The organism is Pseudomonas sp. TZ252, from assembly GCF_056110345.1.
On sequence record NZ_CM148566.1, the window covers coordinates 1,902,813 to 1,920,683 of the forward strand.

Below are 17,871 nucleotides of genomic sequence, written 5' to 3' on the forward strand. Positions count from 1 at the left end.
AAAAGAATGCCTGTTTCCAGTCATTCGCGTTACGTGCACCGGGCCTGGAAGACCAGGGGGCATGCCGCTCGTCGGCTAGCGACCCCAGAGGTTCCGACCCTGCCCGGGCGGAATGATTCCCGTCCATTGGGTTGCAGGACGCCCCGCCCGGCATCGGGATGCCGGCCGGCCTGTCCTGTACAGCATGAAATCGGCGTGCGGATGATGCACCGAGGTTGTGACAAAAGGCCATGTATCTGTCACAAAAATTCACCGTTCCGGCCCCGCCATCCCTCCCTGAAGCACCTTGGGGAAAATCCCCTCGACGCCGATCAACTCTCCAGCAGGAAGGTCACCGGCCCGTCGTTGACCAGGTGCACCTGCATGTCGGCGCCGAAACGCCCGGTCGCCACCTGCGGATAGGCCTCCCGCGCCAGTTTCACCAGGTGCTCGAACACCGCCTCTCCTTGCGCCGGCGGCGCCGCGCTGGAGAAGCTCGGACGCAGTCCGCTGCGGGTGTTCGCCGCCAGGGTGAATTGCGAGACCAGCAGCAAGCCGCCCTGCACGTCCAGCAAGGACCGGTTCATCTTGCCCTCGTCGTCGCCGAACACCCTGTAGTTGAGCAGCTTGTGCAGCATCTTCGCCGCGCAACGCTCGCCATCCTCGGGCTCGACCCCGACCAGCACCAGCAGGCCGCGATCGATGGAGCCGACGATTTCGCCGCCAACCTCCACCCGCGCCGCGCCGACGCGCTGCAGCAATGCCTTCATTCGGCCTCCGGCGGCAGGTCGAGCAGTCGCCGGCCGATCTCGTTGGTGGCGCGCACCAGCGCATCGACTATCCCCGGCTCGCTGGCGGTATGCCCGGCGTCGCGGATGATCTGCAGTTCGCTGTTCGGCCAGGCCTGGTGCAAGGCCCAGGCATTGTCCAGGGGACAGATGGCGTCGTAGCGGCCATGCACGATCACGCCAGGCAGATGGGCGATGCGGTGCATGTCCTCGAGCAACTGGTTGGGCCTGAGGAAGCCCTGGTTGACGAAGAAGTGGTTCTCGATGCGCGAGATCGACAGCGCCCTGCCCGGCTCGGTGAAGCGGTCCACCACCATGGGGTTGGGGCGCAGCGTGGCGGTGCGGCCCTCCCAGGTCGACCAGGCCTTGGCAGCGTGCATCTGGGCGATCTGGTCGCTACCGGTCAGGCGCTTGTGGAAGGCCGCCAGCAGGTCGCCGCGCTCTTCCGGCGGGATCGGCGCGACATAGTCTTCCCAATAGTCGGGGAACAGGCGGCTGGCGCCTTCCTGGTAGAACCAGTGGATGTCCTGCGGACGGCAGAGGAAGATGCCGCGCAGGATCAGCGCATGGACCCGCTCGGGATGGGTCTGCGCGTAGGCCAGCGACAGGGTCGAGCCCCAGGAACCGCCGAACAGCACCCACTTCTCGATACCCAGGTGCTCGCGCAGGCGCTCCATGTCCGCCACCAGCTCCCAGGTGCTGTTCTTCTCCAGGCTGGCGTGGGGCGTGGAACGGCCGCAACCGCGCTGGTCGAAGGTGACGATACGGTAGAGGTTGGGATCGAAGAAGCGACGCGACAGGGCATCGCAACCGGAGCCGGGGCCGCCGTGGACGAAGACGACCGGCAGTCCGTCCGGCGAACCGCTTTCGTCGGCATACAGCACATGCGGTTCGTCGACGGCCAGCTCGTGGCGAGCGTAGGGTTTAATTTCCGGATACAGAACTAGCATGATGCGCTCCCGAGGCGATGTGTTCGGCCCCCGGCGCAAACGTCGACAGCGGGGCCCGTCCTTTGCTCTGCCGCGCATGATACTTCGGCGCCGGGAAAAAAACCGAGCGGCTTTCATGTCCGCCCCGGTAGAGGGGAAACCATCAATCCAAGCAACGGCGCCTGGCGCCGGGAGAACGAGCATGGCCGAGGCCTTGCGACACCGTATCCGCGCCGCCGGCCTGCTGGTGGTGGAGCAACGCATCCTGCTGGTCCGCCACGAGGTCGGCGGCGACATCTACTGGATTCCGCCCGGCGGCGGCTTCGAGTCGGAATGCGACGAATCGACGAAGGATACCGTCCGGCGCGAGTTTTTCGAGGAGACCGGCCTGCGGGTGGACGTCGGCCCGCTGGTCTACGTGCGCGAATTCGCCGAACCCGCCGCCGGGCGCTTCCACATGGAGCTGTTCTACCGCATCGACGCCTGGCGTGGCGAGCCGACCCTGGCCAACCTGAAGGGCCTGGGCGGCGACGAGTTCGATATCCGCGAGGTCGGCTGGATCGCCCGCGACGAACTGCCTGGCCTGCCGTCGTTCTATCCGGCCGAACTGGCCGACGACGTCTGGTCGCGCCTGGACGCGCCGACGCCGTCGATCCGCCACCTCGGCCTGCAGCGCTAGACGCTCACTGCACCGGATCGCTGGTGGGGTTCTCGAGGATCGCCTTCAGCTCCGCGGTCATGGGAAACTCCAGGTTCAACCCCTTGGGCGGGATCGGCTGCTGGAACCAGCGCTGGTAGATGCCCTGTATCTCGCCCGAGCGATACAGCCCGGCCAGGGTCTCGTTGACCAGGGCAAGGAACTGCGGGTCGTCCTTGCGCACCATGCAGCTGTAGATCTCCCGCGATTGCGGCTCGCCGACCACCACCCAGTCGTGCGGCTGGCGCGCCTTGGCGCGTTCGCCGTAGAGCAGCGCATCGTCCATGTAGAAGGCCACCGCGCGACCCGATTGCAGCATCTGGAAGGCTTCGCCGTGGTCCTTGGCGCTGACCACGTTCATCCCCAGCTTGTGTTCGGCGTTGTAGTTCTTCAGGTAGCGCTCGTTGGTGGTGCCGGCGGTGGTCACCACGTTCTTGCCCTTGAGGTCGTCGAAGTGGGCGATGCCGCTGTCCTTGCGGGTCAGCAACTGGCCCTTGACGTAGATGAAGCCGTAGGAGAACGCCACCTGTTTCTGCCGCTCGGCGGTGACCCCGGTGGAGCCGCACTCCAGGTCGACGGTGCCATTCTGCACCAGAGGGATACGGGTCTGCGAAGTGACCAGGTTGTACTTCACCTTGAGTTCCGGCTTGCCGAGGGTGCTTTTGAGCCGCTCCACCACCTTGTCGGCCAGTTCCACCGAATAGCCCATGGGCTGGCCGCTGTTATCGCCAAGGTAGGAGAAAGGCACCGAGGCATCGCGATAACCCAGGGTTATCGTGCCGTTGTCGGCAACCTTCTTCAGGGTGCCGCTGAGTTCCTCGGCCTGCGCGGCGCCGATGGCGAGCGACAGGGAGAGTGCGAGAGTGCTGGATACAAGGATTTTCATCGGAGGTTCTGCCTCTTTTTTCTTATGGCTATGGAAAGTAAGTCAGCCCCTGGCCGCCACCACGGTGATCTCCACCAGCACCGACGGACGCGCCAGCTCCGCCTGGACGGTGGTCCGGCTGGGCGCCTGGCCGGTCGGCAACCACTGGGTCCAGACCTCGTTCAGGGCGGCGAAATCGCGGGCGATGTCCTTCAGGTAGATGGTCGCGCTGAGGATACGCTCCTTGCGCGACCCGGCCTCGGCCAGCAGCGCGTCGATCTTCGCCAGCACCTCGCGGGTCTGGCCATGGATATCCTCGGCCTGGCCCGGCACCTGGCCGGAAAGAAATACCAGGGCGTCGAAGCAGACCGCGGCGGACAGGCGGTCGTTGGTGGCGATACGGGTCGGTTCCATGGGAGTGCTCCAGGTCGAGGGGAATTCAGCCAGCCAGCGCGCCGCGCGGAAGCAGGCCAGAGGTATCGATGCTCGGCGGGCGGCGGCCGATCTGCTCGGCCAGCAGGCGCCCGCTGCCGCAGGCCAGGGTGAAGCCGAGCGCGCCGTGGCCGAGGTTGAGCCAGAGGTTGCGGTAGCCGCCGTTGCCCACCAGCGGTACCCCGGTGGGCGTGGCCGGGCGCATGCCGGCCCATTCGACGGCGGCGTCGAAATCGCCGCCCTGCGGGAACGTGTCTCGCGCCTGCTGGCGCAGCAGTGCCAGGCGCGCGGGCTCGAGGCCGGGGTCGAAGCCGACGATGTCGACCATCGCGGCGATCCGCAGCCGCTCGCCGATTCGCGCGTAGACGATCTTGCGGTCGTAATCGGTGATGCTGGTATCCGGCGCGCGGTGCTGCGCGCCGACCGGCAGGGTCAGGCTATAGCCCTTGAGCGGGTATAGCGGCAGGCGCAGGCCCGGCAGCATCAATTCGGCGCTGCGGTAGCCGGCGGCCAGCACCACATGATCGGCCTCGATGAGATCGCCGCCGACCTCGACGCCACGCACCGCCGCGCCGCCCTCGACGATCTTCGTCACCCTGCGGCCATGCAGTTGCCGGCAATGTCCGGAAGCCTGCAAGCGCTCGGCAAGTTGCACGCAGAAGGCATGGCAGTCGGCGACCTCCTCGTCCGGCGTGTGGATGCCGCCGACGAAGGGCGCGTCGGACAGGGCCGGCTCCAACTCGCGGCACTCGGCGGCGGACAGGACGAATTGCGCCGAGGGATCGGCCAGGCCCTGGCGGGCCCGCGCAAAGCTGGCCGGTTGGCGAAACGCCACCAGCTTGCCGTTGCGCCGCCAGTCGAAGCCATCGAGGCCATCCTCCTCGCGCCAGTCCTGCAGGGTGCGCTGGCTGAGCAATGCCAGGCGCAGCAGGTGCGCGGCATTGCGGCGGTTCAGCGAGCCGCGGCAGGCCGCGAGGAAGCCCAGCAGCCAGCGCCACTGCGCCGGATCAAGACGCGGCCGCAGGCGCAACGGCGCATCGTTGCGCAGCAGCCAGCCGAGCGCCTGGGCCGGCACGCCGCTGTCGGCCAATGGCGCCACGTAGCGATAGGACAACTGCCCGCCATTGGCGTAGCTGGTTTCCAGCCCGCCCCGCTCGCGCGCTTCCACCAGGGTCACGTCGAATCCTTCGCGAACCAGGGCGTAGGCCGTGGCCAGGCCGACCACGCCGGCGCCGATGATGCAAACCCGCTGAGCCATGACAATCGTTATCCAGGTGTTTTCCAGGGCTTCGACGATAGGCGCGGATGACAGCGGTAGGACAATGAATAAAGATGGCCAGGGTATAAATCCAGGTTATGGGATCGCGCCGATGAAGCTCCGCCATATCGAAGTGTTCCAGGCGATCCGCCAGGCTGGCTCGGTCAGCGGCGCCGCACAGTTGCTGCATGTGTCCCAACCGGCGGTGAGCAAGGTCCTGCAGCACGCCGAGCAGCAACTGGGCTTCCCGCTGTTCTTGCGAGTGCGCGGCAAGCTGCTGGCGACTCCGGAAGCGCTGGAACTGGAGCGCGAAGTGGCCAAGCTCAGCGATAGCCTGCAGGCGGTGCGGCGCCTGGCGCAGAACCTGCGGCGCCAGCCGGGCCACAGCCTGCGCATCGGCGCCACCCCGGCCCTGGCGCTGTCGCTGCTGCCGCGGGCGATCGGCGAATGGAGCGCGCGCTATCCGCAGAGCGGCTGCGAACTGGCCACCTTGCATTCGCGCGAGCTGGTGCAGGGCCTGCTGATGCGCGAACTGGACCTGGCCCTGAGCCTGAAGCAGCCGGAACACCCCGGCCTGCGCGGCGAAGCCATCGCCAGCGGCGTATTGGTGGCCCTGGCGCCGCGCGAACACTGGCCCGAAGCGGAACGCCGGCAGCCGCTGAGCCTGGCCGGGCTGGCCGGCGAAGCGCTGATCGGGCTGTCCACCGCCGACCCGCTGTTCGCCCGCCTGGAGGATTACCTCAGCGCCGTGGAGCCACCGCCGCAGGTGAAGATCGCCGTGCAGACCTACGCCCTCGCCCGCGCCCTGGTGGAGGCTGGGGCGGGCCTGGCGCTGGTCGATCCCTTCACCGCCCTCGGCGCCGACCCGCACAGCACCGCGATCCGCCCATTGAGCCCGGCCTTCCCGGTCACCCTCTACGCCATCACCCGCGCCGACGAAACCCCGCCGCACACCCTCGCTCCGCTGCTGCGGATGCTCGCCCGCCAGGCCGAGGAGCGTTTGCGGGCCGTGCAGATGTAGCATTTGCCGCCTGGCCTGCCGCTGGAAACCTTGGACGTCGTTCTGGCCCACGCCTCGCGTACTTACCGCTCCGGCTTCCAGTCTGGGTGGTCCGCGTCGTAGCCCTGGGTGGGGTGAGGAGGCAGAGGATGGTCTTCTATCAGATGGGGGAAACGTAAGTCAGGGTCGGCCTCAAGCTTTTTGTAGATTGAATAATACGCTTCTTGCAACTTTTCGTCGGGGGCGTACCACATTGCACTTGCAGGAGGAGTCTCACTTCCGAAGACTCGTGATAGGAAAAAAGCCGCGCTCTTGCCCCCCTGAGAGACTGACGCCTGATAATAAACCAGTGCCTTTGGGAAATTGTGCTCCACTATCTTGTAATACGCTCCCAACTCATAATTAGCCGGCGCATAGCCCTGGCTAGCAGCACAGTGAGTATACGCCAACCCCAAATCCTTTTTTTTGGCCACATATATATAAAGCTTACCTAGTTCGGTTAGCGCCGGCGGATTTCCTAGGTTAGCAGCCTTATCAAGAAAAGTAAGTCCGTCAGTTGCAGGATTCTTGACCCCGGCACGATTACCGATCATTGCCCCCATATTATAGAAACCTTGAGGAATCTTCAGATCGATCATTTTCTGGTAAAGGTCTAGAGCTTTCTGAGTGTCCTTCTCCACACCTCCCGGCCAACCGGTACGATAGAGGTTCGCCAAGTTATGCATGGCCTTCCAGTGGCCACGCTCCACTGCCTTGCTGTAAAGCTCGACGATACGGCCCCAGGGCCGCAGAGTATCGGGCTTGGCCAAGGCGGCTGCTTCGCGGTACCAGACATCGGCTTGCGAATCCAACGGCGGCAGATGGCCTTTTTCATTAACGCAGACAAACGATTTGCTGTTGGCCATCACGGGGACGGCTGCAAGACACAGCACGGCCCAAAGTCCAATAGCCATCAGCCGCATCACTGCTCCGGTTTCCAGTCAGGCCGATCTGCGTCGTAGCCCTGAGTGGGATGAGGTGGTAACGGATGCTCCTTCATCAGGTTGGGAAAACGTAAATCAGGATCAGCTTCAAGCTTTTTATAGATTGAATAATATTCCTTGTGTAGTTTTTCATCGGGGGAGTACCACATTCTGTCAACATCGGGACTGGTCTTATCAAAAACTCCGGACATGAAGAGGGCAGCATCATCATTTCCTTGACTGGCAGCAAGAAGATAATATCTTGCTGCTTTTGGAAAGTTGTGTTCAACGAGTTCGTAGTAACTCCCCAACTCATAGTTTGCCGGAGCATAACCCTGACTCGCAGCACATTGGGTATATGCCAAACCCAACTCTCTGTTTTTGGCCACATAAATATAAAGCTTACCCAGTTCGGTTAGCGCCGGCGGATTTCCTAGGCTAGCAGCCTTATCAAGAAAAGTAAGACCATCAGTTGCAGGATTATTGACCCCGGCACGATTACCGATCATTGCCCCCATATTATAGAAACCTTGAGGAATCTTCAGATCGATCATTTTCTGGTAAAGGTCTAGAGCTTTCTGAGTGTCCTTCTCCACACCTCCCGGCCAACCGGTACGATAGAGGTTCGCCAAGTTATGCATGGCCTTCCAGTGGCCACGCTCCACTGCCTTGCTGTAAAGCTCGACGATACGGCCCCAGGGCCGCAGAGTATCGGGCTTGGCCAAGGCGGCTGCTTCGCGGTACCAAGCATCGGCTTGCGAATCCAACGGAGGAAGATGGTCTTTTTCATTAACGCAGACGAATGATTTGCTGTCGGCCATAACGGAAACTCCGAAACTCAGCAGGAAAGTGAACAGATAAATAGAGATACGCATCGCTCAGTCCACCGTAAAATTGGGACTATAGGGTGTGGTGACATCCCAGAACCGCAATAAATGGGTCGTTAGAGATTCACCATTTCGCTGCTGCTTCCAGTTCTTATCCATCTTCTGATTCCACAGCTTGAAGTTTTCTTCGGTCGTTTCGGCCAACTTATAAGCATGTGCCCCCCACAACTCCTCCCGCATCGCCCTCGCCAAATCCGGATTGGGTTGGGCAACCCCCAATTCGCTGTCGCTATGCATGCTGCGGACATTGATATTGGCCGAGCTGAGCAGGGTATAGAGGTCGTCCACCAGCAGCAGCTTGGAGTGCACGTAGATGTGCTTGTAGCGCGCCTTCAGCGGCGGCGCCCCGAGGGCGGCCTCGGCTTCGGCGGACATGCGTACTGGCGGCGGGCTGCCGGGGGCGGGGTCGCTGGTGGCCAGGGTGGCGATGACCACCTTGAGGCCGGGCACGTCGGCGAGCTGGTAGGGCTTGTCGTCCTCGCCGGTGTTCTTCGCCAGTTCGGGAATGTCCTGCGCGCCGAGACCGCCGAGGCGTTGCTCGACTTCCGGCGTCACGCCTTTCTCTTCGAGCGCCTCGATCTTGCGTTGCAGCCGTTCGATGTTGTTTTCCTGGCCGCGCCGGACATAGGGATCGGGGTGCGGGTTTTCCCTGAGCTGCTTCAACTGCTCGCGCTTTTCCCGCAGGTCATGCGCCAGGTCGCGCTGCACTTGCGGCATCAGCTGCTCCTGGCCCACGCCTTTCATCATGTCGTAGGTGGTCTTCGAGGCGTCGCTGGAGTCGGGGGTGTTGGTCACGACGAACAGGTACAGGTCGCCGGGCACGCCCCGGGCCTTGCGGGCCTGCGCGGTCTTCCGCAGGCGCTCGGCGAAGCCGGCATAACGGAAGTACTGGTTTTCCATGTAGACGTAGTCGGTGGCATTGCCCAGGGCCTTGAGATAGTGCTCCAGGATCGAGCGCTCGCCGTCCTGTGGCTGGGTCCGGCAAATCTGCGCAACGCTGTTGCTGGCGGGCGTGGCGATCTTCGGCAGCGGCAAGGCGTCGCGCTCGGCGGTCAGCGATGGCGTCGAGAACCAGCGCTTGTACCACGGCGTCTCGAGGTCCCAGGCCTCGCTGAAGTTGCGGCTGAGGTCGGCCAGCACCGGTCCCTGGACCTGCATGGAGATATCCTGCCAGGGCCCGAACCCGGGATCGCGACCGGCGGCGCGGTCGTCGAACAGGTGGGCACTGGTGTCCCAGTAGTTGCGGTGCATGTTGTGACCCATGACGAAGCCGATGGCCTGCGGGCTACCATAGTCGACCAGGACCATCTTCTGGTGATGGCTGGCGAACTGGGTGAGTACCAGCAACTGGCCGATGCCCAGGTCGTCGATGCCATCGGCGCGCAACAGGTGGATCAGGCTTTGCAGCCGCCCGTTGACGAGGCGTACCTGCTCGCCGTTCATCACCGGCCTGGCCGTCTGCTCGAAGTCGCGGGTACGGAACTCGACGTTCTGCAACCCACCGCCGCGTACCGCCTTGAACCAGTCGCGGGTGAATATCTGCCCCCAGGGATCCTGGCGGGTGCCGCCGGAACCGCGCTTGCCGCCGTAGCCCTGGGCCTCGCTGCTGTCGAGAGTGCGCTGGATCTCGGCGTTCTCCGCCTCCAGCTCGGCGATGCGCGCCCGCGCGTGGGCGGCGCCCCGCGGGTCGAAGCTCGGCAGCCTGCCTTCGCGGTGCAGCCGTTCCGAGCGTTCCAGGGCTTCCTGCTGCCGCGCGATGAGGTTGAGGTTATGCTGGCGCCGCTGCTCCAGCCGCAGCACCTCGTTGTCCACCGCACTGCCGCTGGCGACGCCCGAGCCCACCCAGGTGCCGCCGGAACCGCCGACGCCGGCCCCGGGGATGGTGTTTTCCTTGAGCCTGGCGAGCTGGTTGCTCCAGACCAGCACCCGCGCCTGCACTCCTTCGCGGCCCTTCGTCTGCAGCAATTCGCCGATTCGCGGTCCGTCGGGGCGCTTGAAGCGCATGGCCGGGTCGAAGCCCCAGGTGATGATGTCGATGCTGTGCCGGGCCGCTTCCATCGCCGCATGCACCGCGTCGAAGGCCGCCTGGCCATTGATCAGCGGCTTGATGTGCACACCCGCGCGCGGTGGGTAGAAGGCCTTGTTGGCGAACCAGTCGAGGGTCAGCCGGACGCTGCCGGCCTGTTGCGCGTACAGCTTGAGGGTCTGCGGTTTGTACAGGTCGCTCATGGCGTGGGCTCATCCTTGTCGGCGGCGCCGGGCCGCGAGGCGTCGCGCCGGTAGGCGTCCGGGGCGGAACGCGGCTTGTGCTGGGGCATTTCCGCCCGGTAGTCGCGGAACCCCTGTTGGGCGAGCCGATCGTCGACCTGCAGTGCGTCCGGCCGGTCGACCATCTCCACTTCGTAGGCGTGGCCATTGGCCGTCTCGATACGATAGGTGCGTTCGCCCGGAAGCGGTTCGAAGCTGATTGCGCCGCCTTCGTCGGCGATGCCCTCCTCCTTGAGGGCACCGTTGGCGTAGAGCCGATACGGTTGCCTGGCCGCCGATGCCACGCCGGGCAACGGACTGAGTTCGAAACGTAGGAGTTTCTGCGGCGCTTCGCCGATCTTCTGGGCGATGGCTCCCAACAAGGCGCCTCCCGCCGCCGCGGCGTCGGCCGCGAGCGGTTGCAGCGGCGACAGCGCACGAACGCCGCTACCGATGCCGGGGCTGCCGCCGCTGTTGATCATCACCTGGGCGCCGTCGAGGGTGACACCGCCCGGGTCGAGCCTGGCGAAGCTGCCACCGCCCTTTAGGGTCAGCTCCATGCCTGCCTCGATCACTACCTTGTCGCCGGCCTTGAAATGGATCTCGTCGCCCGCCTCGACGAACTGGCCGGTGCCGATCCTCAGGTGCAACGCGTCGGCGACGCTGAGGTGGTCGGCCGCCTTCAGTTCGACCTTGCGGTCGGCATGGACCGTGCGCTGTTCCTCGGCCCTGAACTCGCTGTAGCTATCACCCTCGACCGTGTCGTGGCGCTCGTGGCCGACGCGGATCTTCTGGTCGTGCTCGATGTTCTCGTCCCAGTCGCGCTGGGCGTGGACGAAGATCTGTTCCTGGCCCTTGCGGTCCTCGATGCGCAGTTCGTTGAAACCGCCGCCGCCGGGGTAGCTGTCGGTCTTGAAAACGCTGCGGGTCTTGTTCTGCGGCAGCTCGTAGGGCACCCGGTTTTCGCTGTGGTAGAGGCAGCCGGTGACCAGCGGCTGATCCGGATCGCCCTCCAGGAAACCCACCAGGACTTCCATGCCCACCCGCGGGATGGCGACGCCGCCATAGCGCTTGCCCGCCCAGTTGGAGGCGACGCGCAACCAGCAACTGGTGTTGTCGTCGGCCTGGCCGAGGCGATCCCAGAAGAACTGCACCTTGACCCGGCCGTATTGGTCGCAGTGGATGGTCTCGCCGGCGGGGCCGGTCACGACCGCTGTCTGGCAGCCCAGCACGCGTGGCCTGGGATGCTCCAGCGGGGGGCGGAAATGCGCGCTCCAGGGAGTGGCGACGAAATGGTTGCGATAGCCCTGGCGGAAATCGCCCTGGCCCTGCGCGACGTCGCTGTCGATCGACTCTTCCAGTACCTGCGGCTGCCGCCCTTCGTGGAGAACCTCGGTAAGCAGCCAGAGATCGTTCCATTCGCCGCGGGGATGCGCGGACAGCGTCAGGAAGTGTCCGCTGAGCAGCGCCGGTTCGTCGCTTTCGCCCCTGGCCTGTAGGTAGTCGGCGCGATGCCGTTCCAGCGCGCGACGGCTCAGGTGCTTGCCGCGCTCGCGGTGGGTGAAGCGGCCGGGATAGTCGTAGTCCTCCAGGTCCGGTTGCTGCGCCCCGGGCTGCGGGCCATGGGCGGCCTGCATCTGCAACGCGGGTTGCTCGAAGTCGTAGTCGCGCCGGGTAACCCGGCTGGCACGGGTGTCGAAGCGCACGCCGAAGCGCTTGACCACCGGCTGGTCGGCGACCAGCCCGGCGTCCTGCACGTAGGCGACGGGGCGTTGCAGCCGCGGAAAGGAGGTCTGGTCGTCGCCGAAGACCAGCACATGGCCCTGGGCAGAAAACTCATGGTGGTAATGGATGCCCTCCTCCTCGCAGAGCCTGCTGAGGAACGCCAGGTCGGTTTCGTCGTACTGCGTGCAGTATTCGCGGGCCGGGTACGGCGTCGGACCCAGCTGGAAGCGGTAGGCGTCGGCGAGAATGCCGTGGCCCTCCAGCACCCGACCGATGATTTCCGGCACGCTGAGGCGCTGGAAGATGCGTTGGTCGCTGCACAGCCCCAGGTAGGCCAGGCGCGGCTCCAGGGTCGCGCGATAGCCGGTCAGGCGCTTGCCGGAGTCCCCCTGGGCGATGCTGGTGAGCTGTCCGTGGACCCCTTGCCCGCTCGGCGAGAGGATCAGGAAGGCCGGCTGGTGCAGCAGCGCGTCGAGGTCCAGGTCGGATCGCTCGCTGACCAGTTCCAGGTCGAAGCGAAAGGGCTGGCTGATGGCTTCGCGACCGCGGAAGGCGAGTACCTGGAAGTCGTGCCGGAGGTTTTCGATGCGAAGGCTGAAGTGCGTCTGGTTGGCGGGGGCGAACATTCACTGTCCTCTTGGAAACGCAGCCGTGCGTTCCTGGCGTATTCGGTTCCGGGCGCGACGCGCGTGCGCCCGCGCGATGGAAATGCTGGCCGAGAGGATAGAGGAGAACAGTTGTGCAACTCTTTGCGCACTCGGCCTCCCGGCCGCATCAACGCTGACCTCAATAAATTTGTAACAGAAAATTTCCAGAATGCCGACGCGGACGCCCCACCCCATCCGCGGCCTTCACGTCCGCCAGGACGGGCCAGGCGTCCGCCGCCTCCGAGCACCTCAGGCGTAGCGCTCGCGACCCCAGGCGAGGAGGCTTTCCAGCAGTTCGCGGATGACTGCGCGGGTCGCTTCGGCGAGGTCCGCGCGGTAAGCGAACGGGGCCTGCTCGTCCATGTAGGTGCACTGCGCCAGCTCCAGCTGGACGGCATGGACGTGCTGCTCCGGCTGGCCGTAGTGGCGGGTGATGTGGCCGCCCTTGAAGCGCCCGTTGAGCACATGGCTGTAGCCTTCGGCGGCAGCGCAGACCGCCTCCAGGCGGGCCGCCAGCGCTGGATCGCAACTGGCGCCGGCGTTGGTGCCGAGATTGAAGTCGGGCAGTCGGCCGTCGAACAGGTGCGGCACGTGGGAACGGATCGAGTGGGCGTCCCAGAGCAGCGCGTAGCCGAACTCGGCCTTCAGCCGCGCCAGTTCCTCGGCGATGGTCCGGTGGTAGGGCGTCCACACTTCGGCCAGGTAGCGCATGCGTTCCTCGGCGGACGGCGCCATGCCTTCGCGGTAGAGCGGCCGGCCGTCGAACAGGGTGTCCGGATACAGGCCGGTAGTGGCGGTGCTGTACAGCGGCTTGTCGTCGGAAGGGCGGTTGAGATCGACCACATAGCGCGAATAGTGGGCAGCCAGGGTGCTGGCGCCCAGTTCCTCGGCGAAATCGTAGAGCCGGGGAATGTGCCAGTCGGTATCGGTCAGCGCCCGCGCCTCCTCCACCAGGCCGGCGTCCACCGCCGGGGTCAGGCGCGTGCCGGGGTGCGGCATGCTGATCAGTAGCGGCACACGGCCGCGCTTGAAACTCAGGACTTCATCCACGGTATACCTCCTCGGCGTGGCGAATGACGCGTTTCGGCAGATCGCCGCCCAGCCAGTAGGCCAGCTCCGCCGGACGCTCGATGTCCCAGGCGACGAAGTCGGCCAGCTTGCCGACCTCCAGGCTGCCGTGGCTGGCTTCCAGCCCCAGCGCCCGGGCGGCGTGCAGGGTGACACCGGCCAGCGTCTCCTCCGGGGTCAGGCGGAACAGGGTACAGGCCATGTTCAGCATCAGGCGCAACGACAGCGCCGGCGAGGTGCCGGGATTGAGATCGCTGGCAATGGCCATGGCCACGCCGTGCCGGCGCAGGGCATCGATCGGCGGCAGCTGGGTCTCGCGCAGCAGGTAGAAGGCGCCCGGCAGCAGCACCGCGACGGTACCCGCCTCGCCCATGGCGCGGGCGTCGTCCTCGGTCATGTACTCCAGGTGGTCGGCCGACAAAGCCCGGTAGCGCGCCGCCAGGCTGGAACCGTGCAGCGAGGATAGCTGCTCGGCGTGCAGCTTCACCGGCAGGCCCAGCTCGCGGGCGGCGATGAATACCCGCTCGACCTGCGCCGGGGAAAACGCCAGGTGCTCGCAGAAGGCGTCCACCGCGTCCACCAGTCCCTCCCCGGCCAGCGCGGGGAGCATCGTCGAGCAGATATGCTCGATGTAGTCGTCGGCGCGCCCGGCGTATTCCGGCGGTAGCGCATGGGCAGCCAGGCAGGTGCTGCGCACGGTCGCCGGCAGGCGTTCGCCGAGGCGGCGGATGACCCGCAGCATCTTGCGTTCGCTGGCCAGGTCGAGACCGTAGCCGGACTTGATCTCCAGCGCCGTCACGCCGTCGCGCAGCAAGGGCTCCAGGCGCTTGCGCGCGCTGGCCAGCAATTCTTCCTCGCTGGCCTCGCGGGTGGCGCGTACGGTGCTGGCGATACCGCCGCCGGCGGCGGCGATCTCGGCGTAGCTGACGCCCTCCAGGCGCTGCTCGAATTCGCCGCTGCGGTTGCCGCCGAACACCGCGTGGGTGTGGCAGTCGATCAACCCCGGGGTCAGCCAGGCGCCACCGAGGTCGATGCGTTCGGCGTAGTCGCCGGGCGGCAGTTCGGCGCGCGGGCCGATCCAGTGGATCAGCGGACCGTCGGTGACCAGGGCGGCGTCCTCGACGATCGAGTACTTGCCGCCCTTGAGGGTGGCGGCATGGCAATGCTGCCAGAGTCGTTTCATTGCAGGTCTCCTATGCTCGCGGCCAGCCGGGCGAGACTCTTCCGCTCGCCTAGGATGGCCGCCGCGCTGGCGATGTCGGGAGCCAGCCAGCGGTCGGTGTCGTACGCGGGCACGCGCTCGCGCAGGATGCCCCAGGCCGCCGCGGTGCCCTGGCCGAAGCGTTGCGGGGCGAGGAATTCGAAGGCCTGGGCGGCCAGCAGGTACTCGATGGCGAGGATCCGCCGGAGGTTCTCCAGGGCCCTGCCAAGCTTGAGCGCGGCACTGGTGCCGAGGCTCAGGTGGTCCTCCTGGAGCGCCGAGGTGACGAAGTTGTCGACCACCGCCGGCTGCGCCAGCTGGCGGTTCTCGCCAGCCAGGGAGGCGGCGACGTACTGGGTGATCATCATCCCCGAGTTGACTCCCGGCTTGCCCACCAGGAACGCCGGCAGGCCGCTGACCAGCGGGTTGACCAGGCGATCCAGGCGCCGCTCGGCGACCCCGCCCAGCTCGGCCACGGCGATCGCCAGCAGGTCGGCGGCCATCGCCACCGATTCGCCGTGGGGATTGGCCTGGGATACCACCCGGTAGGCCTCCGGCGTACCCAGCAGCAGCGGGTTGTCGGTGGCCGAGTTGAGTTCGGTCTCTATCTGCCGCGCCGCGTGGGCCAACTGGTCACGGCAGGCGCCATGGATCTGCGGTATCGAGCGGATGCTCAGGGCATCCTGGGTGCGGATGCCGCGGGCGTTCTCCAGCACCTGGCTGCCAGCCAGCAAGGCCCGCAGATTGGCGGCGACCCGCTGCATCCCGGGATGCGGCTTGAGCGCAACGATCTCGGCGTCGAACGCCGACAGTTGGCCGCGCAGGGCCTCGAAGCTCATCGCCCCGATCACGTCGGCCCACTGCGCCAGGCGCTGCGCGTCGTCCAGGGCCAGGCAGGCGAGGCCGGTCATGCACGGCGTGCCGTTGACCAGGCAGAGCCCGTCCTTGGCTCCCAGGCGCACCGTCGCCAGGCCTTCCGCCGCCAACGCGGCGGCGGCCGGCACGACGCTGCCGCGGTAGCTGACCTCGCCGATGCCGAGCAGGGCGATGCCGACGTGCGCCATGTGGGTCAGGTAGCCCACCGAGCCCTGGGCCGGCACCTGCGGGGTAATGCCGTGGTTGAGCAGCGCCAGCAGCCCTTCCACCAGCGAACGGTCGAGCCCGGACTTGCCCTGGCTGTAGTTGGCGACGGCGGCACAGATGATCGCCCGGGTCTGTTCGTCGCGCAGCGGCTCGCCGACCCCGCAGGCATGGCTGAGCAAGGTGTTGCGCGACAGCTCGGCGAGCTGCTCGCCTTCCAGCAGGACGTCGCACAGCGCGCCGAGGCCGGTACTGATGCCGTAGACACGCTCGCCGTTGGCGACGATACGGCAGACGATGGCGCGGGCGTTGTCGATCCGTGCCCAGGCCGCCGCCGACAGTTCCAGGCGCGCACCGTGCCGGGCCACCGCGACCAGTTCCTGCCAACGCAGCGGACCGTCGCCGAACACGACGCTCGGTAGGTCGCTCATAGGTTCGCCACCCGCCGCTGGACGAAGCGGTCGACGTAGTCGTCGGCCGGCTGGTGGAGGATTTCCCGTGGCGTGCCGACCTGGATCAGCTGGCCGTCCTTGAGGATCGCGATGCGGTTGCCGATGCGTACCGCCTCGTCGAGGTCGTGGGTGATGAAGACGATGGTCTTGTGCAGGGTTTTCTGCAGTTCCAGCAACTGGTCCTGCATGTCCGCGCGGATCAACGGGTCGAGGGCGCTGAAGGCCTCGTCCATGAGAATGATCTCGGTGTCGGCGGCCAGCGCGCGGGCCAGGCCGACGCGCTGGCGCATGCCGCCGGAAAGCTGGTGCGGATAGGACTTCTCGTAGCCCTTCAGGCCAACCGTGGCGATCCAGTGCAGGGCCCGCTCGTGGCACTGCGCCCGGCTTTCGCCGCGAACCTTCAGGCCATAGGCGACATTGTCGAGCACGCTCTTGTGCGGCAGCAGGCCGAAACTCTGGAACACCATGCTGATCTTGCGCCGGCGGAATTGCCGGAGGGCTTCCATGTCGTAGCGCAGGATGTCCTCGCCATCCACCAGGATCTCGCCGCTGGTGGGGTCGATCAGGCGGTTGAAATGGCGCACCAGGGTCGACTTGCCGGAACCCGACAGGCCCATGATCACGAAGATCTCGCCAGCACCGATGGTCAGTGACAGGTCGTTGACGCCGACCACGCAGCCGGTCTGCGCCAGCACTTCGGCCTTGCTGCGTCCCTGGCGGATCAGGACCAGCGCGGCATCGGCGCGCGGGCCGAAGATCTTGAACACGTTCTTCACTTCGATCTTGTTCATCTGCGCACCGCTCATTTGCTCGTCTCGTGCCGGGAACGGCCATAGGCCTGGGTGATGCGGTCGATCACCACCGCGAGGATGACGATCGCCAGGCCGGCTTCCAGGCCCTTGCCCACGTTCAGCGTCTGGATGCCCACCAGTACGTCTTCGCCGAGGCCGCGGGCGCCGATCATCGAAGCGATCACCACCATCGACAGGGCCATCATGGTGGTCTGGTTGATCCCCGCCATGATGCTCGGCAGGGCCAGCGGCAACTGCACGCCGAACAGCTGCTGCCAGCGGTTGGCGCCGAAGGCGTTGACCGCCTCCATCACCTCGCTGTCGACCTGGCGGATGCCCAGGTCGGTGAGGCGGATCAGCGGCGGCGCGGCATAGATCACGGTGGCGAAGATCGCCGGCACCTTGCCCAGGCCGAACAACATCAGCACCGGGATCAGGTACACGAAGCTGGGCATGGTCTGCATGATGTCCAGCAGCGGCATCAGCACCGCGCGCAAGCGGTTGCTGCGCGCGGCGAGGATGCCCAGGGGGATGCCGATCAGCACCGAGATGAAGGTCGCCACCAGCATCAGCGCGAGGGTCTGCATCAGCTTGTCCCAGAGGCCGACGGCGCCGACCAGGAACAGCAGGCCGGTAATCACCAGGGTCGGCAGCAGGCGCCGGGTGGCGTGCCAGGCGATCGCCGCGACGATCGCCAGCAACAGCCACCAGGGCGTGGCGCGGAGCAGCCCTTCGAGGTTGACGATGGCCCACAGCAGGGTGTCGGAGATCTTGCGGAACAGGTCGCCGTAGTTGGTCACCAGGGCGTCGACCCAAGCGTTGACCCAGTCGGCGATGGAAAATGTCAGGCGTTCGGGAAACAT

At 65.9% G+C, this 17,871-nt stretch carries 16 protein-coding genes; 2 read left to right on the top strand and 14 right to left on the bottom strand.

From position 1 onward, the window contains the following. Nucleotides 1–311: 311 nt before the first annotated feature. Nucleotides 312–749, bottom strand: a complete 438-nt coding sequence (gene dtd, locus ACYAF3_RS08740) for a D-aminoacyl-tRNA deacylase (protein WP_003103447.1) — start codon at nucleotides 747–749, stop codon at nucleotides 312–314. After that, the gene (gene pip, locus ACYAF3_RS08745; RefSeq protein ID WP_003095918.1) at nucleotides 746–1,717 is read right to left on the bottom strand and encodes a prolyl aminopeptidase; all 972 of its coding nucleotides are present in this window, start codon (nucleotides 1,715–1,717) and stop codon (nucleotides 746–748) included. The genes dtd and pip overlap by 4 nt, the downstream gene beginning before the upstream one ends. Nucleotides 1,718–1,898: 181 nt before the next feature. Here pip and ACYAF3_RS08750 point away from each other — a divergent pair, with 181 nt between their 5' ends. Next, nucleotides 1,899–2,375, top strand: coding sequence for an NUDIX domain-containing protein (locus ACYAF3_RS08750; protein ID WP_003095920.1), 477 nt, complete (start codon nucleotides 1,899–1,901; stop codon nucleotides 2,373–2,375). A 4-nt stretch (nucleotides 2,376–2,379) separates the two neighbouring features. Here the strand turns inward: ACYAF3_RS08750 and ACYAF3_RS08755 are convergent, their stop codons facing one another. Genes ACYAF3_RS08755 through ACYAF3_RS08765 form a run of 3 tightly spaced genes read right to left on the bottom strand, consistent with a single transcriptional unit; the run spans nucleotide 2,380 to nucleotide 4,948 of the window. Beyond that, nucleotides 2,380–3,279: a transporter substrate-binding domain-containing protein gene (locus ACYAF3_RS08755; protein ID WP_003103446.1), complete on the bottom strand. Its 900-nt coding sequence runs from the start codon at nucleotides 3,277–3,279 to the stop codon at nucleotides 2,380–2,382. Between the two features lie 42 nt (nucleotides 3,280–3,321). Further along, on the bottom strand, nucleotides 3,322–3,672 hold the full coding sequence (locus tag ACYAF3_RS08760) for a RidA family protein (RefSeq protein ID WP_003095925.1): 351 nt from the start codon (nucleotides 3,670–3,672) through the stop codon (nucleotides 3,322–3,324). Between the two features lie 25 nt (nucleotides 3,673–3,697). Next, on the bottom strand, nucleotides 3,698–4,948 hold the full coding sequence (locus ACYAF3_RS08765; RefSeq protein WP_003103445.1) for a D-amino acid dehydrogenase: 1,251 nt from the start codon (nucleotides 4,946–4,948) through the stop codon (nucleotides 3,698–3,700). Between the two features lie 64 nt (nucleotides 4,949–5,012). Between ACYAF3_RS08765 and ACYAF3_RS08770 the strand changes: the two genes are divergently transcribed. After that, on the top strand, nucleotides 5,013–5,969 hold the full coding sequence (locus tag ACYAF3_RS08770) for a LysR family transcriptional regulator (protein ID WP_003121218.1): 957 nt from the start codon (nucleotides 5,013–5,015) through the stop codon (nucleotides 5,967–5,969). 62 nt (nucleotides 5,970–6,031) lie between these two features. Here ACYAF3_RS08770 and ACYAF3_RS08775 read toward each other — a convergent pair whose 3' ends face one another. From ACYAF3_RS08775 to ACYAF3_RS08815, 9 genes are all read right to left on the bottom strand, one after another. After that, nucleotides 6,032–6,901, bottom strand: a complete 870-nt coding sequence (locus ACYAF3_RS08775; protein WP_128669370.1) for a tetratricopeptide repeat protein — start codon at nucleotides 6,899–6,901, stop codon at nucleotides 6,032–6,034. An 8-nt stretch (nucleotides 6,902–6,909) separates the two neighbouring features. Next, entirely contained in the window at nucleotides 6,910–7,785 is an 876-nt protein-coding gene (locus tag ACYAF3_RS08780; RefSeq protein WP_023518169.1) for a tetratricopeptide repeat protein, read from the bottom strand. 3 nt (nucleotides 7,786–7,788) lie between these two features. Continuing rightward, nucleotides 7,789–10,026 carry a type VI secrection system-dependent phospholipase D effector PldB gene (gene pldB, locus ACYAF3_RS08785; protein ID WP_057392909.1) on the bottom strand — a complete coding sequence of 746 codons (2,238 nt, stop codon included), beginning with the start codon at nucleotides 10,024–10,026 and terminating at the stop codon, nucleotides 7,789–7,791. Beyond that, nucleotides 10,023–12,395: a type VI secretion system Vgr family protein gene (locus ACYAF3_RS08790; protein WP_023088652.1), complete on the bottom strand. Its 2,373-nt coding sequence runs from the start codon at nucleotides 12,393–12,395 to the stop codon at nucleotides 10,023–10,025. Before ACYAF3_RS08790 ends, pldB begins: the two co-directional genes overlap by 4 nt. A 270-nt stretch (nucleotides 12,396–12,665) precedes the next feature. Continuing rightward, nucleotides 12,666–13,466 (bottom strand): N-formylglutamate deformylase, encoded by an 801-nt coding sequence (hutG, locus tag ACYAF3_RS08795; RefSeq protein ID WP_003095940.1) that lies wholly within the window; start codon nucleotides 13,464–13,466, stop codon nucleotides 12,666–12,668. After that, nucleotides 13,459–14,667, bottom strand: coding sequence for an imidazolonepropionase (hutI, locus tag ACYAF3_RS08800; RefSeq protein ID WP_003114456.1), 1,209 nt, complete (start codon nucleotides 14,665–14,667; stop codon nucleotides 13,459–13,461). The genes hutG and hutI overlap by 8 nt, the downstream gene beginning before the upstream one ends. Then, nucleotides 14,664–16,196, bottom strand: a complete 1,533-nt coding sequence (locus tag ACYAF3_RS08805) for an HAL/PAL/TAL family ammonia-lyase (RefSeq protein ID WP_128669362.1) — start codon at nucleotides 16,194–16,196, stop codon at nucleotides 14,664–14,666. The genes hutI and ACYAF3_RS08805 overlap by 4 nt, the downstream gene beginning before the upstream one ends. Then, the gene (locus ACYAF3_RS08810; protein WP_003146430.1) at nucleotides 16,193–17,023 is read right to left on the bottom strand and encodes a quaternary amine ABC transporter ATP-binding protein; all 831 of its coding nucleotides are present in this window, start codon (nucleotides 17,021–17,023) and stop codon (nucleotides 16,193–16,195) included. Before ACYAF3_RS08810 ends, ACYAF3_RS08805 begins: the two co-directional genes overlap by 4 nt. After that, on the bottom strand, nucleotides 17,020–17,871 hold the full coding sequence (locus tag ACYAF3_RS08815) for an ABC transporter permease (protein ID WP_003095946.1): 852 nt from the start codon (nucleotides 17,869–17,871) through the stop codon (nucleotides 17,020–17,022). Before ACYAF3_RS08815 ends, ACYAF3_RS08810 begins: the two co-directional genes overlap by 4 nt.

Coding starts and splice junctions, on each gene's coding strand:
- ACYAF3_RS08770 (WP_003121218.1), top strand. CDS start 5,013: ATGAATAAAGATGGCCAGGGTATAAATCCAGGTTATGGGATCGCGCCG.
- pldB (WP_057392909.1), bottom strand. CDS start 10,026: ATGAGCGACCTGTACAAACCGCAGACCCTCAAGCTGTACGCGCAACAG.
- pip (WP_003095918.1), bottom strand. CDS start 1,717: ATGCTAGTTCTGTATCCGGAAATTAAACCCTACGCTCGCCACGAGCTG.
- ACYAF3_RS08775 (WP_128669370.1), bottom strand. CDS start 6,901: ATGGCTATTGGACTTTGGGCCGTGCTGTGTCTTGCAGCCGTCCCCGTG.
- ACYAF3_RS08780 (WP_023518169.1), bottom strand. CDS start 7,785: ATGCGTATCTCTATTTATCTGTTCACTTTCCTGCTGAGTTTCGGAGTT.
- ACYAF3_RS08750 (WP_003095920.1), top strand. CDS start 1,899: ATGGCCGAGGCCTTGCGACACCGTATCCGCGCCGCCGGCCTGCTGGTG.
- ACYAF3_RS08790 (WP_023088652.1), bottom strand. CDS start 12,395: ATGTTCGCCCCCGCCAACCAGACGCACTTCAGCCTTCGCATCGAAAAC.
- ACYAF3_RS08815 (WP_003095946.1), bottom strand. CDS start 17,871: ATGTTTCCCGAACGCCTGACATTTTCCATCGCCGACTGGGTCAACGCT.
- hutI (WP_003114456.1), bottom strand. CDS start 14,667: ATGAAACGACTCTGGCAGCATTGCCATGCCGCCACCCTCAAGGGCGGC.
- ACYAF3_RS08805 (WP_128669362.1), bottom strand. CDS start 16,196: ATGAGCGACCTACCGAGCGTCGTGTTCGGCGACGGTCCGCTGCGTTGG.
- ACYAF3_RS08755 (WP_003103446.1), bottom strand. CDS start 3,279: ATGAAAATCCTTGTATCCAGCACTCTCGCACTCTCCCTGTCGCTCGCC.
- ACYAF3_RS08810 (WP_003146430.1), bottom strand. CDS start 17,023: ATGAGCGGTGCGCAGATGAACAAGATCGAAGTGAAGAACGTGTTCAAG.
- dtd (WP_003103447.1), bottom strand. CDS start 749: ATGAAGGCATTGCTGCAGCGCGTCGGCGCGGCGCGGGTGGAGGTTGGC.
- ACYAF3_RS08765 (WP_003103445.1), bottom strand. CDS start 4,948: ATGGCTCAGCGGGTTTGCATCATCGGCGCCGGCGTGGTCGGCCTGGCC.
- ACYAF3_RS08760 (WP_003095925.1), bottom strand. CDS start 3,672: ATGGAACCGACCCGTATCGCCACCAACGACCGCCTGTCCGCCGCGGTC.